The sequence below is a fragment of the Curtobacterium sp. RM9 genome, from assembly GCF_054956955.1.
Map to the genome: position 1 here is coordinate 1 of NZ_JBUDZK010000002.1, position 24,368 is coordinate 24,368.

A 24,368-nucleotide genomic window follows, 5' to 3' on the forward strand; every position below is an offset into this window, starting at 1 on the left:
ATGAGCATCACCGAACACATCGCCGTTACTCACCTGACGGACCAGCCGCAGCCCGAGGACAGCACCATCGAGACCCCGGTCGACGCGGCTCCCGCCGCGACCGGCGTCGACCTGGTGCACGTCCCCGCCGCGGACGTGATGATCGAGGACAACGTCCGCACCGCGGCCGACCTCGACCCCGCGTTCCTGGCGTCCGTGAAGCGCCACGGGGTCCTCCTGCCGACCATCGGCTACCGCAACGCCGACGGGGCCGTGGTCGTCCGCGACGGACAGATGCGCGTCCTCGCTGCCCGCGAGGCCGGGACCACCGTCCCGGTGTTCATCACCGAGCGCGGCGACAGCACCGCGGCCCGGATCGCGGAGCAGTTGGTCGCCAACGAGCGCCGCGTCGGTCTCACCGACGCGGACCGCTTGCAGGCGTACCGGCAGTTGGAGTTGGAGGGCCTGTCCGCGACCGCGATCGCCAAGGAGACCGGCACGAAGCGGGACACCGTGAAGGCGACCCTCGCCGTCGCGAAGTCGGAGGCCGCGACGAAGGCCGTGACCGACTCCGCGCTCACCCTGGACGATGCACTGCTGTTCGCGGAGTTCCAGGACGACCCGGAGGCCATCGCGGAATTGCAGGGCTGCGTGGACGAGGGCTACGCCGAAGAACTGCCGTTCACCGCCGAGCGCATCCGGCAGGACCGGCAGGGCAAGGCCGACATGGCCCGGATCACGGGGGAGTGGGAAGCCAAGGGCGTCCGCGTCGTCACGACCGAGGACGACTACACGGCCCTGACGAACCTGACCGACGCCGAGGACGACGCCGAGGACCGGCCCATCCTTGACCCGGAAGCGCACGCGACCGGCTGCGCCGGTCACGCTCTGTTCCTGCAGGCATGGGGTGAGCACACCGCGGTCGCGGTGTGCACCACCCCGGAGGCGCACCACGTGAAGTACCCCCGGTACTCATTCAGCACCGCCCCGGCGGCGGAACTGACAGAGGAAGAAGCCGCCGAGCAGAAGGAGGCCGAGAAGGCTGCGCGCCGGGAACTGATCGTCAACAACAAGGCGTGGGACGCGGCCGACACGCTCCGGACCGAGTTCGTGAAGTCGCTCCTGCAGCGCAAGACGCTGCCGAAGGACTGGACCATGTTCGCCGCCGTCGCGGGCACCCGCCACGGGTGGACCATGCGCGCCGACAACAGCGGCGGTGTCCGCGATCTGCTCAGCATCGAGTCGGGGACCGGCTACGGCGCTGACACGGTCGCGACGTGGGTCGAGCAGCACCCCGCGAAGGCACCGCACGTCGCCCTCGCCGTGGTGCTGTCCGCGTTCGAGAACGCGGCGAACCGCGAGTGGTGGCGACGCCCCACCACCGAGGGTGCGGCGTACCTCAACCAGTTGGCCGCATGGGGCCACCGCCTGACCGACGTCGAGAAGATCGCCGCGGGCATCCAGCCCGAGCCGGTCGACCAGGCCGAGGACGCGGACACCGCAGCCGAGTAGGTGAACCAGCGTGGGGGTCGCAGCCAGCGGCCCCCACGCACACCCGGCACCGGTCCCATCGGGCCGTCTCAGCGTCCGTGTGCCGCGTCGCGGCTCCGCCGCGTCGCGGCTCCGCCGCAACGGCAAGGGGCTCCGCCCCCTCCCAGACCCCGGAGCCGCTCGACGGAGCTCTCGGCTGTCACCGCCTGCGGCAGGTCCAGGATGGCGGCGCAGGTCCCGCGTGCCCTAGATCTCCTCCCAGGAAAGCCGCGCCACCTGCATAGTTCTCGCCCAGAGGAATCGGTTGATGGGGACTCCATCGCATTTGACAGTGAACGTGGGCGTCGGACGGACGATCCCCAACTCAACTTGCTCCTGTGACCACGCGAGTAGGGCGTCGAGGTTCGCCGTGGGGGCCGAGACAACAGGACTACTCGGGCCTGCGATCCGGGTGTTGGTGAACGTGCCCCGATAGCCACCGAACCAACGCCAGACCAGCAACGTGTCGAAATCCACTACGTCTCCAGACGATTAGTCGAGCGTGGCGCTCCAGCCCAGGGCTTCCGGCCCCGGCCGGGAGTCGCTTCGCTCCCAGTGGAACCGGCTTCGCCGGCACAGTTTGGGCCTCCGGCCCGTTTCTTTGCCGTGAAGCCTTCGGCAGCGTACGGACGTCCGGGTTCCGCGCAAGCGGCAAGCCGCCGGCTCCTCCGAGATTTTCGGCACGCGGTCGCTTCGCTCCCTTATTTCGCGCCGAAATTCTCTCCCCCACCGCCCTTCGGGTTGCACTCCACCCTCCCGTCCTAGCGGCGACAAGTCGCCTTCACGGCAAAAAAACGAGAGGGAGAGGAAGAGCACATGCGCTACCAGATCGAGACGCTGACCCGGGTTGTCAGCAAGGCCGACGACGCAGCCGAGGCGAGGACGGCGGCACTGCGAGAGCGGGCCGCGGAACTCAAGACCGCCGCGTCGCTGGGTTGGACCCTCGCGAGCACGTTCGTTCTCGAAGGGGTCGAGGTCGCCACGTTCGTCGACACGATCACCTTCACGCCGCCCGCGGAGTGAACCAAGGCGGGAGGGGACAACTCGTAATTGCCCCCTCCCGCCTCCCATCCTCACCGATCGAGACCCCGGAGGTACAGACCATGAGCACCACCACCGCCACCAAGAAGCGCACCACCAACACCCGCCGCCCGTCCGTCACCCCCGAGCAGCGGAAGGAGCAGGCGGCCGCGTTGCACGAGTCGATCGCGACGCAGGTCGAGCAGCTGCGCGACTCGGACCGGTGGACGGCCTTCCTGCAGTTCGCGGGCGCGTTCCACACGTACAGCCTCAACAACGTGTTGTTGATCCTCGCTCAGCGCCCCGACGCCGAGCGGGTGGCGGGGTTCCGGAAGTGGCAGGCCCTCGGCCGCCAGGTCCGCAAGGGAGAGAAGTCGCTCCGCATCTTCGGCTACAGCACCAAGAAGGTGACCGAGCAGGACGAGAACGGCGACGACGTCGAGAAGCGTTACCCCCGGTTCCCGATCCTGCCCGTGTTCGACATCGCCCAGACCGACCCGATCGACCCGGATGCCGCCGACCCGTCGACCCTCACCGCGCCCCTGACCGGAACCGATGACCACGGCGTCATCGGCACCCTGACCGCCCACCTGGTCGCGGACGGATGGAGCGTCGAGCACACCGAGCCGGGAGAAGGCCGCAACGGCTTCACCGACCCCGCCGCCCGCCGCGTCGTAATCGGGTCGCACCTGGCCCCGGAGCACTCCGCGAAGACGCTCATTCACGAGCTCGCGCACATCCTCCTCGGCCACACCGACGACCTGACCGAGTACGCCGAGCACCGCGGCCTCATGGAAACCGAGGCCGAGAGCGTCGCCTACGTCGTCGCTGGACTGGTCGGGTTCGACACTGCCGCCTACTCGATCGGCTACGTCGCCGGATGGTCGGACGCGAACGCCGACCTGATTCGCTCAACCGCCGCCCGCGTCCTCATGGCGGCGCACCAGGTGGCCGCGATCCTCACCCCTGCCGACGTCGACGCCGAAGACGGCGACGACGCGGAGCCCACCGACCAGTAGTCACCGCGGGGGCCGCCGAGCGGCCCCCGCCCCCGGAAGGAGCACCACCGATGGACGCCGTCACCTACCGCCGCCCCGACGACCTCGACCCCCGCACGACCGACCCGGCCGCCCCGGCCGCGGACCTCGACTCGACCGGCGCCACGTGCGGCGCAGAAACCGCCGAGATGGGCGAAGAGTGGTTCTGCACCCGACGCCCCCACCACCTCGACAACGAGCACCGCGCCGCGTTCGACCGCGGCGGCGACGGCCCCGCCGGTGCCGTCGGCTACGCCTGGCGCGATGAGTTCTACGACCCCAGCCCGGCCCCCGTCGCACCGCGGAGCGGGCTCCGCGACACCGGCACGCAGCCGCCGTTCACCCTCGCCCAGACGATCACGTGGACCGAACTCCGCGCCGACGTCGCACGCGCCAGCGCAGCGCATTGGGTTGAGGGCAGCCGGAAGCACCGCCAGCACGCGCGGGAAGCCGACCGATTCGACGCGATCGCCACGGAGCTGCACCGACTCCGGGACCTCGACACCGCGGCCGAGTGATGGGCCCACGGGAGCCCGGGGGCGTGGCCGACCTTCGGTCGCCCGTGGAGGCGGCCCGCCCCCACACCCCCGGCGCACCTGCGGTGCTGGTAGAACCGGCGACGGAGCGCCGGTCTGCGGGGCCTGCGGCCCGTTCTTTTGCCGTGAAGCCTTCGGCAGCATACGGACGATCACCCGGAATGCAACCGGCTTTCGCGGCATAAACGGCCCCTCCCCGCAAGCGGGTCCCCTCCATATATTCCACGACCGGTTGCATTCCGGGCGCTCGTCCTAGCGGCGACAAGTCGCCTTCACGGCAAAAAAACGAGAGGGAGAGGAAACACCATGAATGACACAGTGCAGGTCACCTTGAACCGCGAGGACTGGGAGCACATCGTCCGACTCGTGCAGCGGGTCGTACCGGCAACGTCGCAAAGCCTCGACGATGCCTACGAGTGGGACGAGGACGAAGGCCCCGACCTCGAGTGGATCGAAGCACGACGGTGCGGCCTCGCCGATGCGCGCGCCCTCAGCGATCGTGTGACTTCGGCGGTTGCCGTCGCGACTGGGGAGGCCGCTCCGCAGGAGGCCGGGACAGCGGCGACGCGAGAGGCGTAACCAGGCATTCCTATTCGGTTCCGTGAATGACAGAACAGGGCTAATGCGCCCGGGATTTCCGATCCTCCCGCTGTCATTCACTCCCCGAAGTGGCCTTCCTAAACGCCCTGCGGTGGTGCCGGAGAATGTAGGCGGACGGCCTGCCAAGCGGTGTGCCGACCGGCTGGAAAAGAGTCAAACAATGCAGGAAAATGCTGGTCAAGTCAGCAATTCGGCGGTAGAATAGAAGCATGCAGCGGGGGAGGGGCCCCCACCGCATCACAATCTTTCGGAAGGTGATTTCGATGAGCATCACGGTTTACAGCAAGTCCGGTTTCTGCGGCATGTGCATGGCCACCGAGCGCGCTCTCGTCTCCGCCGGCATCGAGTTCAACGAGGTTCACCTCGAAGACGTCGACCAGGCGCAGATCGAGGAGTGGAAGACCACCGTCGGCATGAACGCACCCATCGTCATCACCGACACCGAGACCGGCTCCTGGAGCGGTTTCCGACCCGACAAGATCGACCAGCTCAAGACCGCCACCAAGACCGCCACCTCGACGGTCACGGCCGCGTGATGACGATGACGCTCGAACGTCCGACCCCTGTCCGTCCCGACGTCGTCCAGCAGTCCACCCGCGACGCCGTCGACGAGCTCTACGCCGGCGACACCGTGGCCGCGTTCCGCGCGATCGACGCTGCCACCGCCGACCCGACCGAGAACGTTCGCGAGTGGGAACTGACCGCGGAGCAGCGGAAGGTCTGGGAGGCCGGCTACATGGTCGGGTTCCAGATGGCCGCCCCGGAACTCATGACCGAGGTCCTCGAACTGCGGGCCCGCCTCGAGCAGTCGGAGCGTGACGCAGACCGGTACTACGCCGAGATGTGCCGCCGACCCGCACCCGCCGAGCCGGAGCGTCCGACGTTCGCGGAGCTCTCTCGGGCCCGCGGTGAAGATGAGCGCGCCGACCGCCACGAAGCGGCGATCGACCGCATGTTCCCCCGTACGCCGGCACCCGCGCCTGAGTGGTCCTCGCCGTCACCACGAGATCCACCGGTTCCGCGATCGACCCGGTTGGTAGAATCGACCTACGAGCAGGGGAGTCCCCATGAGCATCAAGACCGAGCACGACACCACGCGGGCGATCGACGTCGAGCAGGAGATGGCGCTGGTCGAGAAGGGCCAGCAGCTCGCCGGCCACTTCCCGAACGCGGAAGCGCTTGGCCGTGCCCGTCGCATCCTCGAGGGAACGCTGTCGCCGGAGGATGCACGCGCGGAGGTCGCGGCGAAGCACGGGTTTCCGCTCCGCCAGCGCTGAGCGCCGGCGTCCTGCGGGGGAGCGGATGAGCGTCGACGACAAGTACACCTACCCGGGTAGCGGCGGGGTCCTCATCAACGCCGCCAACTACCGGACGCACCGTGAGCTCGACGAGGCGATGAACGACGTCGCGTCGATCACAATGGCCGAGGTCCGCGCCGAGCGCGTGCCCGACCGCCCCGGCTACGACTACCTGCAGAGCATCCACGAGCGCATGTTCGGCGACCTGGTGCCCGGCATCGCCGGCCGCATCCGTGACGTCGACGTGCAGGCCAGCGGGACGGGGATCCCGTACTGCCGCCCGGAGTACATCGACGCCAACCTCTCGACGTTGTTCGGCAAGCTCGAGCGGGAGGACTACCTCACCGGCCTCGACGCCGACACGTTCGCCGACCGGCTCGCCGACCGGTGGGGGGAGCTTTCGGCGATCCATCCCTACCGTGACGGCAACACCAGATCCCAAAGCACCTACGTGTCCGCGATCGCGGAACGGGCAGGCCACCCGATCGACTGGGAACGCGTCGACGTGGACGAGCTTCGCACCGCTCGCCTCCACGCAGTCGCCGGCAACGACCGTCCCCTCGCCGAGTACATCAAGACGCACCTGCGCACGGACGACCGCGAGGCCGAGGCGGGCCCGCAGGTCCCCGGCCCGCGGATCGCGTCGCGTCGCGCGGAACAGGACCGACGCACGCTCCGCGGCGCCGGCTACGACGTTCACCGGTTGACGTCGGCCGGTCACGAGGACGAAAACCGACGGCGGGAGCTGCAGCGTCGGCAGGAGCCCCGCGCACCAGAACAGTCCCGTGGCAGCGACGGCATCGAACGGTAACGAGGGAGCACCCATGAGCGAACACACCGTCGACCTGGTCGTGCAGGACGACTACGACCTCGCGGTTGCTCTCGCAACCACGCTGCGCGAAGCGCGGCTCGCGGGTGACGCCCAGTGGGAGCGGACCCTCGCTGCCACGCTTGCGCAGACGGCGCACACGCTGGCATCGGCGGCCGATCCCGACGAGGTCGTCGCACCTGCGATCACGCACCTGAACGGGCGCCCGGACGCTGCCGCGATCCGGGCACTGCTCCGCCGATGACTCGCGGGCCGCGTCCCGCGCCGGCCGCGGACCGGTTCTGGTCCCACGTAGTGCAGGGGCCGGCGCCGTCCGATTGTTGGATCTGGACGGGCGCCGTCGGTGACGACGGGTACGGCCGGTTCTGGGTGCCGCAGCCGGACGGCGGGCAACGCGCTATGCGCCCGCAGCGGTGGCTCTACGAGCACCTCACCGGCGCCGCTCTGCATCCGTCGACGCTTCTCCTGCACGCGTGCGACGTGCCACTCTGCGTGCACGTCGACGTCGAGCCGGCACGATCGCACCTGGCGCCGGGAACGCACCGCGGGAACATGCTCGAGCGGACGCAGCGCGGCCGACACCGCAACGGCGCGACCGCGCTCCGCACGATCAGCTTTCCTCGCTCGGAGCGCGTGCGTCTCTCCCGTGAGCTCCGCGAAGCGTTCCGCGAGCACGGGTGGGACGCTGATGCCGTTCGCACGTGTCGGACAGGGATCGCGGCGAACACTCCGACGCTCTGGTGACGCGAGTGTGTCAGCCGCCGGCGGTACCGTCGCGCACAACCGACGAGGGGACAGGAACATGACGAACTACGCGCCGCCCCAGCGGTCGCCCGTATCGCCGGCACCGACGCTGCCCGGTCCTCGCCGGGGCACGAAGCTGTCACGGTGGAGCGTGTTCCTCGGCATCCAGTCCGTGCTTCTCGGGGCGCTGCTGCCGATCCCGATACTCGCGATCGTCTTCGGCATCGTCGGCCTCTGCCGCGGCACGGACCTCCCGGGTCGCGCCGTCGTCGGCATCGTCTTCGGCTGGTCTGGTCTGACGTTCTGGGGCGGCTTCATCGCCGTGTGCATCTGGTCGATGCACGTCAACCTCGCCTAGCGGTCACAGCACGTGACGCGGCCCCCGACCACACACAGGTGGTCGGGGGCCGCGTCACGTGTAAGGGACGGTACCGCGTTCGCTGCGGAGGTGGTTCTCCTACGCCGCGTACGACTCGTGTGCGTCGCTCTGCTCGCCGCTCTCGTCGTCGTTTTCGGCCGCCGTCACGGCCTCGCCGCCGCCGTTCGGTGCGTCGGTCTCAGCCTTCGCCTTGGACCGCTTCACGTCGCGCACGGGGATGCCGAGTCGTTCCGCGACCTCGTCGCGGGTGACCTTGGTGTCGAGCATGCGTCCGATGATCGCCTGCGCTTCGGCTTCCGCCTCAGCGATCGCGGCCGCCTGCTCGTCGCGAATCTTCTGGATGCGCGCTTCCGCGTCCTCGTTGATCCCGTCAACGGCGTCGGCCGCGACGAAGTATTCGACGGCGAGCTCTTCGAGCTGCTCCTGCCGACGGCGGAAGTCCGCCGCCCGCTCGACTGCTCGCTCACGTGCAACCTTGCGCGCGGCGGCCTGCTTCCCCGACGTTCGGACGTTCGCCATGTCGTTCCCCAATTCCTAACGGCCACCACCCGCCTGATTCGGGCGGCACCTGCCTAGCGGCGGTGCCCAGCGGCGCTCCTGTTGTCGCCCAGTGTAGCTCGCACCTGCGGCGCGGCCGGTGACAGCCCTCGACCCGGATGCCGACAGCCAGACGCGACTCCGTTCCTCCGTCGCTGGCTGCGGCTCCCGGTCTCCGTCTGTCTACCGCGACTAGCCCAGCCATCGTCTCCGTTCCTCCGACGCTGTCCGACCTAGTCGGCCACTCCTTGAGCGTCACACCTCAGGCATTACGAACGAATGAGGTACAGTCGCCCCATGCCGACCCTCACCAGCCCGCACTGTGGCTGGGATGAGCGCCGCTCGGTGACACGTCACCCAGGCGGTGGTCGCGCATGATGACGATGCACGTCCTGTCCGCCGGCGACGGGTACACCTACTACACGTCCGAGGTCGCCACCGGGGACGCTCGCCGCGACCACGACCGCGAGCTCGGCGACTACTACACCGCCGACGGCAACCCTCCCGGCCGGTGGATGGGCGGCGGTGCCGAGCTTCTCGGCGTCTCCGGGACCGTCACCGAGGAGCAGATGAAGGCGCTGTTCGGCGAAGGGCTGGACCCCGATGCCGACCGCATCATCGCCGACGCACTGGCCGAGGGGAAGACCGGTAAGCAGGCGCAGGAGGCTGCGAAGCTCGGCCGGTCCTACTACGTCTACAAGGCCGACGCGGACTCGCTGCAGGGCCGCATCCAGGCCGGCTACGCCACCTTCCAGCGCATCCAGGGCCACGAGCCGAACACCGAAGAGCGCCGCTTGATCCGCTCCCGTGAGGGGGCGCAGGCGTTCCGTGACGCGAAGGGCCGCGAGCCCGCCGACAAGGAAGAGCTCGGGCGGTACATCACCGCCGCGACCCGTCCCGACCAGCAGGCCGTCGCCGGGTTCGACCTGGTCTGCTCACCTGCCAAGAGCGTCTCCGTGCTCTGGGCGCTCAGCGACGACGACACCCGGAAGGCCATCGAGCAGGCCCAGGACCGCGCCGTCGCATCGACCATCGCGTACCTCGAGCGGGAAGCGTTGGCCACCCGCGCCGGCACCAATGGTGTCGAGCAGATCGAGGTCGAGGGCGGCGTCGCGGTCACCGCGTTCCGGCACTTCGAGTCCCGCAACGGCGACCCCCAGTTGCACGACCACCTCGTGGTCGCGAACAAGGTGCAGGGCTCCGATGGCAAGTGGCGCACCATCGACTCCAAGCTGCTCCACCGCATGAACGTGCCCATCTCGGAGTTCTACAACGCCGCCATCATGTCCGAGGTCACCAAGGCCCTCGACGTCACCACCGAGGCCCGCACCGTGGCTGCCGGGAAGCGTCCGGTGATGGAGATCGCCGGCGTCGACACCGACCTGTTGGAGACGTTCTCCTCCCGGTCAGCGTCGATCCGCGAGCAGGTCGAGCGCCTCACCTCGGAGTACCAGCGTGACCACGGACGCGCCCCTGACCAGAAGGCGCAGATCAAGATCGCGCAGCAGGCGACGTTGGAGACGCGGCCGCAGAAGGAGCACGGACGCTCCCCGCAGGCCACCCACGACGACGCTGTAGCCCGTGTTGGGCAGGAGCGCGCCGCCCAGGTCCTGCCCGCCGCACAGCGCATCGCAGAGGCCCGTGCGGAAGACAGTGTCAGCACGCCGACCGTCGACGTCGACGAACGCGCAGCCCTCGTCCTCGCCACCGTGGAAGAGCACTACGCCGTGTGGGGTGCCGGTGTGGTTGAAGCCGAAGCCCGCCGGCAGCTCGCGCAGATCATCCCGGACCAGGACGTCGCCGAACCGCTCGTACAGCAGGTCGCGAAGACCGCCCTGCAGGCGTCCGTGTCGCTCACCCCGCCGCCCGCGCACGGCGCGTTCAAGCCCCTCACTCGCTCCGACGGCGAGTCCGTGTTCGACCACAAGGCCAAGACCGTCTACACCTCCGGCGGCATCCTCGCAGCAGAGGACGAGCTGCTCGAGGCCGCCCGCTACCGGAAGATGGCGCCCGTCTCCCGGGACGTGTTCGAGCGCGTCGCCGCCACCCACAACGGTCCGCTCGACGACGGACAGCGCGATCTTGCCCGCACGTTCGCCACGTCCGACGTCGAGCTCGTCGCCGGCATCGGCCCCGCCGGCGCCGGGAAGACCACCGCACTCAAGCTCGCGAACGAAGCCCTGAACGCCGGCGGTACCCGCATGATCGGCCTCGCCCCGTCCGCTCCCGCGGCCGCCGTGCTGTCCGAGGCCGTCGGCATCCAGGCGACCACCATCCACGGGTTCCTCGCCGCACACCAGCAGGACGAGGTGTTCGCGAAGTGCGCCCTCGAGCCCGGTGACGTGATCGTGGTCGACGAAGCCGGCATGGCCGGTACGAAGCGCCTCCGCGACGTGACGAAGCTCGCCCAGGAGCACGGCGCGTTCGTCCGACTCATCGGTGACGACCGCCAGCTCTCCGCCGTCGAAGCCGGCGGCGCGCTGCGCCTCATCGACCGCGAGGTCGGGTCCGTACAGCTCGAGCACGTGCACCGCTTCCGCGACTCGGGCGAAGCAGAAGCTTCCCTCCGGCTGCGCGACCCGATGCGAGCCGGGGACCCCTTCTCCTGGTACCAGGACCACGGTCGCGTCGTCGGCGGAGACAGCGAACGGATGACCGCCGCGGTGTTCGAGGGGTGGCAGCAGGACACCCTCGCCGGCGTCCGTTCCCTCATGCTCGCCCCCACCGCGGCGGCCGTCACCGACCTCAACGCCCGCGCCCAGGCGTTCCGGATCTCGACCGGCGACGTCGACACCTCCCGCTCCGTCAACCTCCGCGACGGGCTCGCTGCGCACGTGGGCGACACCGTCGTCACTCGCCGCAACGAGTCGGACCTACGCATTCAGGGCGGCCGCGACCGGGTGAAGAACGGTGACCTGTGGACCGTCACCGGAATGCGCGGCGACGGTTCCCTCGACGTCGAGCACGCCGAGCACGGCGCGACGATCACCCTCCCCGCCGGCTACGTAGCACAGCACGTCGAAGTCGGCTACGCCCGCACCATCAGCCGCTCCCAGGGCCTCACCACCGAGCACGCCCACGTCCTCGGTGACGCCACCATGAGCCGCGAGGACGCCTACACCGCCCTCTCCCGCGGCAAGGAGAGCAACCGGCTCTACCTCGCTCTCGACGACGCCGCGACCGTCCCCGACGCCCTCGAGCAGATCGCTACCCGGTCGGAGCGGCTGCTGTCCGCGCACGAGACGATCCGTGCCGAGCAGGAGCGCGTCGAGGACCTGGTGGCCCTCATCGACCAGCACGCCGACGTCGCCACCCGCGCCGACGAGCTCCGCGCCGGCGCGATCGTCACCCTCGCCCTCGGCGAGGAGCTGACGACGTCGCTCGAGGGGCAGGAGTCGTGGGGCGCCCTCGCCGCGTCGCTCCGGCACGCGGAGGACTACGGCCATGACCCCGTAGCCACCCTGCAGGCCGCGTACAAGCAGCGTGAGCTTGGCAGCGCCGACGACGTGCCCGCCGTGCTGCACTGGCGCATCGAGAAGGCACTCGAGGGCATCGACCAGCCCGCTGTCCTCACCATCGACCGTCCCGCCGTAGACGGTGTCCCCGCGTGGATCGCGGACGGCCGCCGCCACCAGGACGAGATCCTGCCTGTCGAGTGGCGTGAGCACCTCGAGGAGCGGCACCACTACATCGGCGTTCGCCTCCGCGAGCGTGGCGCCGCGCTCGCGCTCGAGCAGCCGGCGTGGTCAAAGGATCTCGGGCGGCTGCCGTCGGAGCCGAGGCGCATGTTCGACTGGCACCGCACCGCGGCCGAGGTCGACGTCCTCCGCACCAAGTACCGCATCGACCCGTCCGAACCGGAGGCGATCCCCGACAAGCTCCGCGGCAACCCCGTCGCGGACCGGCTGCAGGAGCGCGTGACCGCGCTCCACAAGGCGGCCGCGCTGTCGACAGCACCCGAGGTCACCGTCTCGACGCGTGAGCACTACGCCACCCATGCTGCCGAGCAGAGCGCCGCGGCGCGCACGGCGCTCCTCGCGGCCGCGGAGCGTGTGCAGCAGGCGACGTCGACGGCGGTGGCCACCGTCCCCGACGTCGTCGCCGAGACCAGCACCGAGACAGCTGCGGAGTCCGCTTCGCCGGCATCCACCGCCCCGACCGCGCCCGCGGCCGAGACTGGCACCGAGACCGCTCCGGCGGCCGCGGCGTCGCCCACCACCGCACAGGAAGGAACCATCATGAGCGACCCCATCGACGAGACACTCGAGCACGTTGGCCGCCAGGCAGGCCGGGCAGGGCAGACCATCGCCTCGGAAGTCAGCCGACAGATGCAGCGCGCTAACGACGAGCGTCGCCGGCAGCTGCAGGACGCCCAGCGGAAGGCCGAGCGCGATCGCGAGTACGCGGCCCGTGAGGCCCAGCGCAAGGCCGACCGTGACCGCGAGCAGGCAGCACAGAAGGCCGCCAGCGAGCAGGAGCGCAACGACCGGCTCGCCGCCCGTTACGGAACGCCGAACGTCGCGGCGACCCCGGAGACCCCCACAGTCGCGCTGCCGACCATGGCAGGAGCCGCACCCGCCGAGGCCGACGCGGCGGCCACCTCCGAGACCGGCACAGTGGGCACCCCCGCGGCCGGTTCGACGCGCGCCGAGCGCGAGCGCCGGCTGCTCGAGGGCGCTGGCTTCGACCCCGACAAGCGGGCCACGCCGGAGGAGATCAAGGCGCGTGAGCAGACGCGGCGCGCTGAGCACCGCGACACCACGCAGACCCGCGGCGACGAGGGCCTGGAACGCTGACGCCGGACAAAGCGAGGGCGGGCACCGATCGGTGCCCGCCCTCGCTCTGTCCGCGCCGCTCGCCTACGGTTCCCACCCCGTGGGTGGGTCCTCGACCGTGATCGTGAGGCTGTCGCGGTCGACGAGGTTCAGGTGCCCCTTGTAGTTGCAGGCACGGAATGGTCCCGTCGCGGGGTTGAAAATGATCGCCGCGTGGTGGTCCCAGTGCTGGACCCACCAGGCCGACAGGGCGAGCATGTCGCCCTCGTGCTGGCTTGCGGACGCCTTCACGTACGCCTGGTAGGCGACGATGAGCCGTTCCACGACCTCCGGGTGCTTCCACCACTCCGGGCACCACGCGGGCTTGTCCTTCGCCTGCGCGCCGCCGTACGCCTCGACGCGGCCAAGCTGCAGCTTCACCCACCCCAGGAACTCGTCCACGTTGAGATCCGCCGGCGAGGGCGCAACCTCACCGGTCTGCGAATCGGCAGGTGGGGGCGGCGTCTCGTCGTCGTACGGAGCGTCGGCGTCGCGCGGCCCGTACCCGACCGGCCACGAGTCGGTATCAAACGGGGTCGACACGAGGCGTCCCCTCCGCGGCCGACGGCCGCCCCGTCGACGTCTTCTTCTCCTTGACGATCTTCCCGTTCCTTACTTCCCGGCCCTCGACCATCGCCGTCAGGACCTTGTCGCGGAACCACGGGCGGGTCTCGATCAGCACCGGCTTCGCCGCCGCCGGGTCGACCACGGCTCGCCACTCCGGCAGGTGTGCCAGCGCATCCGCCGGGAGGATCGGCACCTTCCGCGATGATCGCGACCTGGTCGACCCGTTCCGGCCAGAGGAGTGGTTGGTGGTCCACTCGTCATAGGTGCCGATGCCCTTGCTGAACCGCTCGAGGAACGGCGACTGTGTCGACTCACCACCGCCGTAGACACGGATGGGCGACGTCGTCCAGAGTGCGCCGGCGCCGGCGGTGCCAAACACCCGCACCATCTGGTCCCAGCCCTGGAAGTAGATCCCGAGGATCAGCCCCAGGGAGCCATAGAACGAAACCAAGTCCGGCAGTTCCGGCCACCGCACCACGTTCGCGGCTTCGTCGAGTTCGAACACCACCGGGGTCGTGATGCGGCCGCCGTCCGCGGCCGCCGCCCGCTCGCCTGCCTTCGCGATCGCGCGCACGAGCGACGCGACGAACGCCGACCCTGAGCCTGGGCCGTTCCGTGAGATCAAGATCGCGGTGTCGTTACTGCGGACGAACGCTTCCGGGTTGAACTTCCGCACTCCCGGAGCCGACGTCCACGCGAGCAGCTTGTCGTTCGCCAGAGCCGAGGCCATGCGCTGCGCTGTGGCGTAGACGCTGCCGCGGGTCTTCTCCGGCTGCGACTGCAGCCCCTCGAGCGCCATCGACGGGCCGATCTGGCCGTGTCGCTCGAGCAGCTCGCTGAGCTCCATGTGGTTCTGGTGAATCACCCAGTCGTAGACCTTCCGCAGCGACTCCCCCTCGAGCTTCGCCGTGAGAAGCGCGTACGCGAACAGGTCGAGGCCCTGGGAGTCGAACTGGGCGTCCTTCTTGCTGTCGGCGTCCTTGGTGCTGGCCTCGAAGATCGCGGCGAGCTCCTGCGCGTCGACCAGGTCCTCGATCGCCGTCAGCGGGTCGTAGACGAAGTCAGGGCGCTTGTCGTGTCGGTACACCTGCGTCGGGTCGTACACCCACTGCTCGCCGGCACGCTTCCTGCCGGCGAGGACCTCGCGGACACCATCGACCTTGTTCGTGGTCATCACCGCGGCACCGACAGCTTCGAGCATGTGCCGCACGACGAGCGCGCTGGTCTTCCCCCGGCCCGTGCCGAAGATGTAGACCGCGACGTCGCGCCAGCCCTGCCACACCCACGCTGCACTGGATCCGACGAGCGTCCCGATCTTCTGCCCTGGCGGCAGGTCCACGGCGTTCGGGTGCAGCCGGTTGGCTTCCTTCCGCCGGGCCGGGTACAGCACCGGTGCCAGCTTGTTCCCGGCGCGCAGGTGCCGTTGCATCCGGTCCACCGGATTGCCGCCGCGCGTGCGGACCAGGAACAGCACCCCGCCGGCGAGAACGAGCACCACCACGGCGACAATCAGCGGCACACCCCACCACGGCCATTGGAACTGCTCGAGCGCCGTCTGGAACGGGTCCGGTGTCGTCGTCTTCATCAGTTGCTCCCCTGCTCAGCGCATCCGGTGAGGGTGCGGTCCAGTGCGTGTTCGTCTGCAGTCCCGAGCGACAGCCGCCACTTCGTGGCCACGGCCACCAACGTCGTGGCGTAGGTGCACGCGTCGCCGGTGTTCGCCGGCATCCACTCCCCGGGCCCGGAGTCGGACTTCTCCTCGTTCGCGGGCCCGTCGACCGCGGCGAGGTTCACCGGGTCGTTGGCGAACTCTTGCCGCTGCGTCGGCGTCCAGGACGCCGCGCCATGCCGCCATGCCAGCCCGAGCGGGTATCGGTGGTCGATCTGCACGGCCATGCTCGACGTCTCGCCACGGTGGAAGGCGATGGAGCGGCCCGTGTACGGGTCGTGCAGCGTCCCGGAGAGCACCAAGCACCCGCGGGTGCCGGCGCGGGTAAGAACGCCCGTGAGGTCTCGGCGCAGCACGTCGTTGCGGGTGTCGCAGCCGTTGTGGTCGACGTCGGCCCACGCCTGCCCGAACGCGGCCCGGTCGTACCCGGGCACGTAGGCATCTGACACCGCCAGTGCGTGGAGGTCGTGCAGCGCATCCGACGCCGTGGCCGACGACGCCGTGCTCGAGGCGGACGGAGCGGCCGTCGACGCCGGCAGGCTGTCACCAGTCGCCGTGCCCGGATGCACGTAGGGCGCGGCGATCGCGCCGAGGCCAGCGGCCGCGACCAGGACCGCCGCGGTGAGGAGGTGCTGCTTCATGCGGCGTCTCATCGGGGGTCTCTTTGCCGGTCAGCCGCTTCCGCCTCGGCAAGCAACTGGCGGACGCGGCGCCGGGACAGCCCGGATGCTTCCGCGACGCCGTGCTGGCCGAGCACCGGGACGGCGGCGACGATCATCTCGTCCCGCTGCCGGCGGGCCTTCTTGTACGCGTCGACGACGTCGTGCAGTGCGTCCGCGACGCCGGTCATGGTGTGGCCGATCCCGGTCATGCTCACCACGTCCGTCCGGTCCAGAGCGCCACCGCCGGCACATCCCGCAGCCCGGGCCCGTCGAGCTCCAGCCCGCCGCCGAACCGCACGATCGGCTCAGCCGGCGCGTGGGCCGCCAGTCGATCGAGGACCGCGGCAACGCTCCCGAGATCATCGGTGAATGCGTCCACACGTCGGTACCGGTGGTCGGGCTGGTACTCCAGCAGCTCGACCATGCGCTCGGGAGCGGTGAGCGCGAGCAGGTCCGGAGGCATCTCCCCCTCGAGCGGGGAGAACAACGCGCCGATCGACCCGGTCCGCCCCCGCCATACGAGCGTCGTCCCCTCGAGCGCGGCGAGGTCCTCGAGTGTCACCGTGGCCGCGTCGACGCGGTGCGTGAGTGCTGTCATGGTGTGCTCCTCGCTTCGTTCGTGTACCGCCGGCGACGACGCTCAGAGGCCGTCGACGGGTCGCCAGACCTGGCCGTTGGGCGTGCCCCACACCTTTTGGATCTTCACGACGTCGCCGACCTTGGGAGCGGCGATCATCATGTCGCCGCCGAGGCTGATGCCGACGTGCCAGGCGTCGTTGCCGCCCCAGAAGATGAGGTCCCCGGGTTGCGCTTCGGACAGGGGGTGCCTCTGCCCGCGGGCGACGCCGTTGCGCCACTGCGTGGTCGCGGAGTGGCCCGCGTCGATGTTGATACCGATCTGCGCGTAGGCGACCTTCGTCAGCCCGGAGCAGTCCCACACGTTCGGGCCGGCACCGCCGAGGACGTAGTCCTTGCCGAGCTGCTGCTTCGCGAACCCGATTACCTGGTTGATCTGCGCCGCGTGCGGCCCCGTCGCGGGCTGCTCGCCACCGACCAAAGCGTTGTTCGTGCCGCCAGCGGCGGCACCTGAGGCCGCTCCTGCGGTGCAGGTAGCGCCCTCGGTAGTCTGCGAAACCGTCGACACCGTCACCCCGGACAGGGCGTTCATCATCTCGACCGCGTACGCCGACTTCGTAGCGTACGCATCCGGGAACGCCGATCCCTCGACGGCCTGAGCTGCCTCGCCCGGGTTCATGGTGTCCCAGCCGGGCACCTTCACCAGGCGTTCGTAGAACAGGTTGATTGCGTAGCTGATGTCGGTGATCTGCGCGTGTGTTCCCCAACCCTGGGAGGGGCGCATCTGGAACAGGCCAGCGGAGTCGCGGTCACCGCCCTGCAGGTTGTTGAGCGTGGACTCGGTCATCGCGGCCATGAGCGCGGTGTGCTGGGCGTGCTGGGTGAGCCCGCGCTGCTTGCCGATCGAGACGATTGCCGCGGCGTTCTTCACCTGGTCGCCGGAGTAGGGGCCGACCTTCGCGGGGAGGTTCCCCTCCTGCACCGCCACGGCAGTACCGGACACAGTGCCTGTCGCCCCGCAGGTCGCGGCCGCGGCGTCCTCGTCGCCGGCGCCGGTGATGATCGTGAACAGCACCACGACGACCAGGACCACGCCGAGGATCGGCGCGAGCGCAACGATCGCGATCATGCTCCCCTTGCCGCCCACGAGCTACTCCTGTCCGGCGTTGATGTAGGACGCCAGCCACGGGTCCTGCTTGGTGTCGCGGTGCAGCGTCACCGTCACGGGACCGCCCGTGGAGGCGGTGAACTGGTACGCCCGGTCCGTCGACGTCTGCTGGTCACCGACGGGCTTCCCGTCGTCGTGGACGCCGGCGCACGGGACGTTCGCTGGCCGGACCGCCGAGTAGAGCTGCCACGCGTCGGGCGTCAGGTACGGCGTGAGTGACCGCTGCCAGTTGTTCTTCGTCGCATCGGGCTCGCAGAACCGCTCAGCGACCGCGTGAGCGACGTCTTCCGAGGCCGGCGCTGCGGAAGCCGAGGGAATGGGTGACGACGTCGAGCGGGCGTCCTCGCCGCGGTGCGGAAGGTGTGCCCTGACCGCGAGAAGAATGAGCGCGATCGCAATGACGCCCAGCAGTGCAATCGCGATCGCGAGGTTCTTCTTGGTCATGGGCGGATCAGAGCCCCTTCGCGACGGCAGCGCCCGCGGCGAGCCAGGCGCGCTGCGTCTCCGGTCGGAGACCGCCGTAGTTGATGACGTCGGCACCGAGCCCCTTGTCGTAGGGGATCGTGACGACGTCGCGGGCGAGACCTGCGAACCCGGACGCCATCTTCGTCAGCTCCGCGTCGGGCAGGTCGTGCTTGTGCTTGCTGACCACGACGACGGCCGTGTCCGCGAGGTCAGCGAAGTGACCGCCGCGGGCGTGGAGCCCTTCGAGGAGGAGCGCTGCGGACTCGGCCGCTTTCGCTTCCCCGATCGTCGGCACGACGATCTGGTCCGCCCGCTCGAGCGCGCGGACCCACATCGGGTCCGTCTCGTCGTTGCCGGAGTCGATGAACACGAGCCGGTAAAACTTCGCGGCGACGTTGTGGATGGAGTCCACGGTCGTCGCGTCGAAGCGCTGCTCGGTGGCGAGGACCTCGGGCTTGGAGCGGAGGACGTCGTACCGGTCTCGGGTCTGGTGGTGCACGTAGTGCGCGAGATCCGCGGACTGCGCACCGGTGCCGAGGAGCCGCGAGACCTGCGGCAGCAGGTCGAGGATGCTCGCATCGTGCGGGCCCTGCTCGGTGGACCAGCCGAGCGTCCCGCGGGTCTGGTTGTTGTCCCACGCCAGGACGCCGGCACCGCCGTGGCGGGCGAACACGCTCGACAGGCTGATGGTCGTCATGGTCTTCCCGACGCCGCCCTTGCCGTTGACGATCGCGATCGTCCGCGGGCCGGGCCAGTGCTGGCTCACCAGGCGCGTCCAGTCGCGCTCTGCGCGCTCCGCGGCCGACGGTGAGACCCGCAGGCCCATCCGGGCGAGGATCCCGCGGAGGCCCTGCGTGGCGGGTTCCTCGACCTCTTCGCGCGTGAGGAACGACTGCCGAGCTTCGCGACGCGTCGACGGACCAGCGTCGGCCCCCGCCGGCGCTGCCGGTGCGACGCGGAGCGGGTCGAGGGCAGGAGCGCCGGCGGGGGCGAGGCTGACTGGCTCCCCGCCGAGTTCACGCGCTACGTCGGCGTACTCACCGCGAGGTGCTGCCGGGATCGCCGGTGCTGTGGGTTGTGCTTCCCACGGGGATCCGGCGGCGCTGTCGGAGACGGCACCAGTGACGGCCTCGATGGTGCCGGCCCCGTCGATGCTGAACAGCGTGTCGGCGCCCGTGCCGGCGTCGTAGCTGCGGACCACGACGGCCGCGCCGGTGCTCGCCGCTCGCGCGGTGAGCCACCCGATGGCGTCGGGGTAGGCGCTGTCCCCGGTGAACGTGGCATCCCCGATGGTGATGTGGTCGCCGTTCGCGACCAGGTCGTAGTCGACGTGCACGGTGCTGTTCGGCATGATCGTTCGTCCTGTCTCTCGGCTTGTCGTATCTGGGTTCGTCGTCACTGGTAACGCTCGTCGGTGTCGTGGAGGGCCATCTGCGTCTGGGTGCGGAGCATCTGCACGGGGATCCCGACGCGCTCGGAGATCTTCAGCAGCACCTTCCCGGCGCCGGGAGGGGCACCCTTGGTGCCCCTCTGCCGCCGCGGCGACCGCCACGTCTTCGAGGAGTTGAACTTCGCGACGAGGTCGATCTCCTTCGGCGTCAGGGACCGGACCTTGCTGAGCTCGTTGAGGTCGTCGCGGCTGAGCGCCATGAGCATCAGCAGCCCGGACCGTTCGATGAACCCCTTCGCCTTCTCCCGGTCGTCCGCGTTCGGCAGCGACAGCAGGTCCTTCGGGGAGTGCGACACCTTCAACTCCGCGGCACCGACGCTGCGGTTGGTGCGGGACAGGCCGTCGACGAGGTCGACCATGCCCTCGCACGCGCGGATCGGGTACCAGAACTCATCCATCAGGGACGTGTAGCCGCCCCACGTGACCTGCGCTTTGTACCGGTCGCCGTTGGCGTACGCCTCGGCTTCCTTCGCGAGCTCGTGCTGCGCGAGTTCCCAGTGCGCGTCGATCGCGTCCATGCCGAGCGACCAGGTCGACAGCATCGCGGCGGAGAGCAGCTTCGTGTTCCCCTGCCCGATCGAAGACGTGTCGAAGCAGAACCCGCCTGGGTTGCCCGGTTCGAACTCGATCGAGTTCGTGCCGGAGAGCATCTGCCCCATCTGCCCGGTCATCAGCGATCTCAGCGACTCCCCGAGCCGCGCGAACCGGGTGTGGAACGCCTCCGGGCTCGACAGGCCGGTCCGCTCGAGCATGAGCGGGGAAACTTCCGCGAACGCGCGCACCAGGTCGGCGGTGACCGCGGTCTCGTTCGGGCCGACGTGGTTCAGGATCGTGTCGACGATCGCCTCGACGGCCGTCTCCTCGATATCGCTGAGCGGTTCGCGGCTGCCGCGGCTGATCTTCACGCACAGCTTCACCAGGTCGATCGACTTCGCTCGTGCCAGCTGCAGCAGCTCGGCGCCCACTTTCCCGCCGATGCGGCGAGCGGCGTAGCCGAGGGGGCCCGGCGAGAGCAAGTTCAGTTGGTGGCGGGCCTGCGGGCCGATGGAGAACACCGTCCCGCCGAGCTCCTGGATCCACGGCACGTGCTCGCCCTTGATCGGGTCGAAGATTGCCGGCGTGAGCCCGCGGCCGACCTGCCCGCCGATGAGGGTCTGCGCGGTGCTGGACTTCCCGTTGCCGTTCAGCCCGAACAGGAACGCCGAGGGTGAGGAGATGATGTTGGCCCGGTAGAGGGCGTCGTGGTCGGTGCACACGGCGGTGTGGGTCATCATGTCCTCGCCGAGCGGGGACCCGTCGATCGGGCGGCCGGTGCCGGCGCCGAACGGGTAGATCCCGCATACCTGCACGCTGGTGGCGTACCACCTGGGCGGCTGCGGCATCTGCTCCCACCCGCCACCGTTCGGGGCGAAGAACCCCGACGGGGTGCGGGTGAGCCGCTTGGTCATGCTTTGCGCCATCAGGCTGCGCTCCTGTCTTGGATGAGGGTGTCGACGAAGGTGGCGTACTGCTCGCCATCGAGGACGACGGTGTGGACCAGGACGAAGCCATGGCTCGTGGCGGCCTCGAGCTCGTGGAGCCGGTCGGCGAGCTTGCCCTTCCGGGCGTCAGCGAGGTCATCGCGCTTCGGCACGACGGTCTCCACGGAGCCGACGTCCTGCAGCCGCATCAGTCGGTCCGATCCGTGACGCCCTGGATCGCCGTCGCGTACGCCCACGGCAGGACACCGAGCGGGAGCGTGGAGTGGAAGCCGGCGGCCGCGTCGGTCTCCACGAACCGATACGCGATCCCTGTGCCGTCGAGGATGTTCTTCAACTCCGTGGTCGCGTTCCGGATGCCGCGCTTGGACGGCTCGAACGTCACGGTGACCTCGATCGCGAACGCCGTCATCGACGCACCGGTCATCAGGTCCAGCTCCGTCTTCTTCGCGAGCTGCCGCCGATACTTCGCCATCTCGTCGTCCTGGCCGGTCGCGGTCGTCGAGTTGCGGCGGGCGTTCGCACCGAGCTTCTTCGCCGCCTTGATCGCAGCCCCCGGGCTGAGCGGCCGGTAGAACACGGCAGTGCGCTTCCGAAGGAACTTCCCGTTCGGCCGGAACAGCACCTCGAGGAAGTCCTCGGTGATGTGCATCTGCGGCGGAGCGACCATCATCGCCGTCATCGACGCGACCCCATCGTGGTAGCAGATCCGCCGCTGGTCGTCGTGAAATTCGTCCGGGCCTGCCTGGGTGACCTTCATCCGGAACGGCAGCCCCGCGAGGTCGTCGGAGCCGAACTCCCGCGATCGTTCCGGCTGGTACGCGACGCGCACGGCACGGGCGAGGTCCTGGCTGGTGGCCACCGCGGGGCTCCCCGCGCCGGCGCCGGCGAGGAGCGCGCGGTGGTTCGGCAGTTTCGCCGCGATGTCAGCCGCGGCCTCGTCGACGTTCTCGGCGAGCTCGTGCACGCTCCACACGACGGAGGTGAACACCTCGACGTCGGCGTATGCCGGCGGCAGGGCCCGTGCTCCCTCGCGGAGCTGTCGCTGCGCGGCGGCCGGGGCGTGAGGGGAGACTTCGCCGTCGATCTTCGCGATCAGGGGGTCGACGGATTCCTGGGCGGAGTCGACCACGATCACGGCGCCCTCGATCGCGGTGTCCCGTGACAGGGAGGCGATCCACCCACCGAACTCGGACACCTGCGCGTTGATGCGGTCCTGCGGGAGCAGTGCGGTGCCGTCGGGGTGGCAGGTGAACGTCGCGGCAAGCAGCGGGTTCCGGGAGTCCTTCCGGTGATGCAGGAGCACGTACTCCTCACCCTCACCGTCGACGCCGGTGATCTCCTCGAGGTCGGAGAGCATCCCGGGAAGCGCTGTCAGCGCGTCGTCGGGCAGCTCGGTGAAGAGCCCGGTGCGGTAGTGGTTCGTTCCCGCGCGCTGGCGCTTGCGGTCCACGGAGCGGTCCCAGACGCGGGCCGCGACCGTGCGACCGGCTGTCGGGTCGCCCCAGCGGACGATGAACAAGGCGTTGCCGACGACGCCGGCGAGGACGGCGAGGATGCCTGCGAGCCACCAGCCGACGACGAGGCAGACGACCATGACCATCACGCCGGTCAGGAGCATCGCCCAACCGATGAGCGTCAGCCCGCCGAGGGTGCCCTTCGTGGTCGGCAACCAGTTGCCGAACCGGATCCGCTTTCCTGCTGTTGCGTCACTCACCGATCATTCCTTCCGCTGTGTTCGCTGCACCCTCTGAGCTGTCCGCCGCGGCTCCGGCCGCAGCCCATCCCGCGCGGCTGCCGGACGACGGTCCAGAGCCGGAATCCGATGCCCCGCCCGCGGCAGGCGTCCCGGCGCCGGCGTCGCTGCCGCTCGCGCCGTCGCTGCCGCCAGCACCCGACGCTGATTCCCCGCCGACCATGCCTGCGGCGCCATCGCTGCCAGAGCTGCCGGCGCTGGACGCGTCGCCGTCACTGCCACCGGCGGTCGGTGTGCTGTCCGATCCGAAACCACCGGCCTGGCCACCCGCAGAGGCCATTTCGCCACCCTCGGCAACGCCGGTGCTGGTCGTCGACGTCGTCGCCGCAGTGCCTGCGCCAGCTCCGGCGCCGGCGGACGCGCCGCCGGTTGCGACCGCCGCGCCGACGGCGACACCGGCCTGCAGCGCTGCAGCGCCGACACCCAGCGCCATCGCTCCGCCGATCGCGCCCCCGAGGGCACCGGATGCGGGGATGAGGAGTCGCATGATCGCCGGCAGCGCCACAACGGCGAGGACGATGAGCATCAGTCCGTAGAGGACCCCGCCGACGCCGTCCTGGCCGTCTTTGAGTCGCCACGCGAACGCGTAGATCGACGCCGCGAGCGGTGTGTAGATGATGAACGCGATGATCCAGGCGGTGATCTTCTCGAACGCCTGCTCACCCCGCTTGAGCAGCGCGTAGGAAGCCGAGATCTGCCAGAACGCGCTCAGGAGCAGCAGCAGTGACTGCCGGACGAACATGATGACCCACTGCAGCCCGACCGCGATCACGCCGAGGAGCCCAAAGATCAGCGCCAGCCCGGGCGAGGCTGCCGCGAAGCCGGCGGCGGTGTATCCACCGGTCGCGCTGACGCCAGACACCTTCAGGATCCACTGCGCGTACGCATCACCGCCCCAGACGAAAATCTGGATTGCGGCTGTCCCAAGCGTGATGACCGCAACGGCCCGACCGAGCGCACCCATCACCTCCTGGAACGGTTCGCCGCGACGCGAGTACATGACTCGAGCACCGGCGACGATGAGGCCGAGGGTGAGTAGCGCGATCGTGATCGGCAGGGACGTGTCCTGGAACCACGCCGTGGCCTTGTTGTCCAGCGACACCAGGAACCCCGAGCCTGTCCAGCTCGTCAGGAACTGCTTCATGATGTCGTCGTAGGCGGTGAACATCGTCTCCGCGGCCTGCTTGAAGCCGTTCGAGGCGGCCGACGAGACAGCGCTGTCCACACCGTTCTTGGCCGCACACACGACGGGCCCGCCGATGAGGCACGTCGGG

At 69.7% G+C, this 24,368-nt stretch carries 24 protein-coding genes; 11 read left to right on the forward strand and 13 right to left on the reverse strand.

All coding sequences use genetic code 11. From position 1 onward, the window contains the following. The 10 genes from ACY3FI_RS16665 to ACY3FI_RS16710 form a co-directional block, all read left to right on the forward strand. Nucleotides 1-1,491, forward strand: a 1,491-nt coding sequence (locus ACY3FI_RS16665; protein WP_462550404.1) for a ParB/RepB/Spo0J family partition protein, incomplete at its 5' end; no start/stop codon positions are given. Nucleotides 1,492-2,325: 834 nt separating this feature from the next. Further along, on the forward strand, nt 2,326-2,532 hold the full coding sequence (locus ACY3FI_RS16670) for a hypothetical protein (protein ID WP_071274492.1): 207 nt from the start codon (nt 2,326-2,328) through the stop codon (nt 2,530-2,532). A gap of 80 nt (nt 2,533-2,612) precedes the next feature. After that, nucleotides 2,613-3,548, forward strand: a complete 936-nt coding sequence (locus ACY3FI_RS16675; RefSeq protein WP_462550405.1) for an ArdC-like ssDNA-binding domain-containing protein — start codon at nt 2,613-2,615, stop codon at nt 3,546-3,548. A 50-nt stretch (nt 3,549-3,598) separates the two neighbouring features. Next, nucleotides 3,599-4,084, forward strand: a complete 486-nt coding sequence (locus ACY3FI_RS16680) for a hypothetical protein (protein ID WP_462550406.1) — start codon at nt 3,599-3,601, stop codon at nt 4,082-4,084. Between the two features lie 324 nt (nt 4,085-4,408). Further along, nucleotides 4,409-4,681 carry a hypothetical protein gene (locus tag ACY3FI_RS16685; RefSeq protein WP_462550407.1) on the forward strand — a complete coding sequence of 91 codons (273 nt, stop codon included), beginning with the start codon at nt 4,409-4,411 and terminating at the stop codon, nt 4,679-4,681. A gap of 284 nt (nt 4,682-4,965) precedes the next feature. Beyond that, nucleotides 4,966-5,238, forward strand: a complete 273-nt coding sequence (locus ACY3FI_RS16690) for a glutaredoxin domain-containing protein (protein ID WP_462550408.1) — start codon at nt 4,966-4,968, stop codon at nt 5,236-5,238. Nucleotides 5,239-5,769: 531 nt separating this feature from the next. Next, entirely contained in the window at nt 5,770-5,979 is a 210-nt protein-coding gene (locus ACY3FI_RS16695; RefSeq protein ID WP_462550409.1) for a hypothetical protein, read from the forward strand. A 25-nt stretch (nt 5,980-6,004) separates the two neighbouring features. Next, nucleotides 6,005-6,811: a Fic/DOC family protein gene (locus ACY3FI_RS16700; protein WP_462550410.1), complete on the forward strand. Its 807-nt coding sequence runs from the start codon at nt 6,005-6,007 to the stop codon at nt 6,809-6,811. Between the two features lie 13 nt (nt 6,812-6,824). Next, entirely contained in the window at nt 6,825-7,073 is a 249-nt protein-coding gene (locus ACY3FI_RS16705; protein WP_462550411.1) for a hypothetical protein, read from the forward strand. 558 nt (nt 7,074-7,631) lie between these two features. Continuing rightward, nucleotides 7,632-7,931: a hypothetical protein gene (locus ACY3FI_RS16710; protein ID WP_462550412.1), complete on the forward strand. Its 300-nt coding sequence runs from the start codon at nt 7,632-7,634 to the stop codon at nt 7,929-7,931. Nucleotides 7,932-8,030: 99 nt separating this feature from the next. Here the strand turns inward: ACY3FI_RS16710 and ACY3FI_RS16715 are convergent, their stop codons facing one another. Continuing rightward, nucleotides 8,031-8,471 carry a hypothetical protein gene (locus tag ACY3FI_RS16715; protein WP_462550413.1) on the reverse strand — a complete coding sequence of 147 codons (441 nt, stop codon included), beginning with the start codon at nt 8,469-8,471 and terminating at the stop codon, nt 8,031-8,033. A 392-nt stretch (nt 8,472-8,863) separates the two neighbouring features. Here ACY3FI_RS16715 and mobF point away from each other — a divergent pair, with 392 nt between their 5' ends. Further along, complete coding sequence (mobF, locus tag ACY3FI_RS16720) at nt 8,864-13,285, forward strand: MobF family relaxase (protein WP_462550414.1); 4,422 nt, start codon at nt 8,864-8,866, stop codon at nt 13,283-13,285. Between the two features lie 63 nt (nt 13,286-13,348). Here mobF and ACY3FI_RS16725 read toward each other — a convergent pair whose 3' ends face one another. The 12 genes from ACY3FI_RS16725 to ACY3FI_RS16780 all read right to left on the reverse strand — a co-directional run bounded on the left by ACY3FI_RS16725 (nt 13,349) and on the right by ACY3FI_RS16780 (nt 24,340). Continuing rightward, nucleotides 13,349-13,705, reverse strand: coding sequence for a DUF4913 domain-containing protein (locus tag ACY3FI_RS16725; RefSeq protein WP_462550415.1), 357 nt, complete (start codon nt 13,703-13,705; stop codon nt 13,349-13,351). A gap of 124 nt (nt 13,706-13,829) precedes the next feature. Then, nucleotides 13,830-15,455 (reverse strand): type IV secretory system conjugative DNA transfer family protein, encoded by a 1,626-nt coding sequence (locus ACY3FI_RS16730; RefSeq protein ID WP_462550416.1) that lies wholly within the window; start codon nt 15,453-15,455, stop codon nt 13,830-13,832. Next, nucleotides 15,455-16,180: an HNH endonuclease family protein gene (locus ACY3FI_RS16735; RefSeq protein WP_462550417.1), complete on the reverse strand. Its 726-nt coding sequence runs from the start codon at nt 16,178-16,180 to the stop codon at nt 15,455-15,457. The genes ACY3FI_RS16730 and ACY3FI_RS16735 overlap by 1 nt, the downstream gene beginning before the upstream one ends. Before the next feature lie 8 nt (nt 16,181-16,188). Then, a complete protein-coding gene (locus ACY3FI_RS16740) occupies nt 16,189-16,410 on the reverse strand; it encodes a hypothetical protein (RefSeq protein ID WP_462550418.1) in 222 nt (73 codons plus the stop codon). A gap of 2 nt (nt 16,411-16,412) precedes the next feature. After that, nucleotides 16,413-16,799: a hypothetical protein gene (locus ACY3FI_RS16745; RefSeq protein ID WP_462550419.1), complete on the reverse strand. Its 387-nt coding sequence runs from the start codon at nt 16,797-16,799 to the stop codon at nt 16,413-16,415. 42 nt (nt 16,800-16,841) lie between these two features. Next, nucleotides 16,842-17,924, reverse strand: a complete 1,083-nt coding sequence (locus ACY3FI_RS16750; protein WP_462550420.1) for a C40 family peptidase — start codon at nt 17,922-17,924, stop codon at nt 16,842-16,844. Nucleotides 17,925-17,927: 3 nt separating this feature from the next. After that, the gene (locus ACY3FI_RS16755; RefSeq protein WP_462550421.1) at nt 17,928-18,389 is read right to left on the reverse strand and encodes a hypothetical protein; all 462 of its coding nucleotides are present in this window, start codon (nt 18,387-18,389) and stop codon (nt 17,928-17,930) included. 7 nt (nt 18,390-18,396) lie between these two features. Further along, a complete protein-coding gene (locus ACY3FI_RS16760) occupies nt 18,397-19,761 on the reverse strand; it encodes a MinD/ParA family ATP-binding protein (protein WP_462550422.1) in 1,365 nt (454 codons plus the stop codon). 44 nt (nt 19,762-19,805) lie between these two features. Next, nucleotides 19,806-21,308 carry a putative type IV secretion/conjugal transfer ATPase gene (locus ACY3FI_RS16765; protein ID WP_462550423.1) on the reverse strand — a complete coding sequence of 501 codons (1,503 nt, stop codon included), beginning with the start codon at nt 21,306-21,308 and terminating at the stop codon, nt 19,806-19,808. Between the two features lie 11 nt (nt 21,309-21,319). Next, nucleotides 21,320-21,529, reverse strand: a complete 210-nt coding sequence (locus ACY3FI_RS16770; protein ID WP_462550424.1) for a hypothetical protein — start codon at nt 21,527-21,529, stop codon at nt 21,320-21,322. Beyond that, nucleotides 21,529-23,055, reverse strand: coding sequence for an SCO6880 family protein (locus ACY3FI_RS16775; protein ID WP_462550425.1), 1,527 nt, complete (start codon nt 23,053-23,055; stop codon nt 21,529-21,531). The genes ACY3FI_RS16770 and ACY3FI_RS16775 overlap by 1 nt, the downstream gene beginning before the upstream one ends. After that, the gene (locus ACY3FI_RS16780) at nt 23,048-24,340 is read right to left on the reverse strand and encodes a hypothetical protein (RefSeq protein ID WP_462550426.1); all 1,293 of its coding nucleotides are present in this window, start codon (nt 24,338-24,340) and stop codon (nt 23,048-23,050) included. Before ACY3FI_RS16780 ends, ACY3FI_RS16775 begins: the two co-directional genes overlap by 8 nt. Between the last annotated feature and the right edge of the window lie 28 nt (nt 24,341-24,368).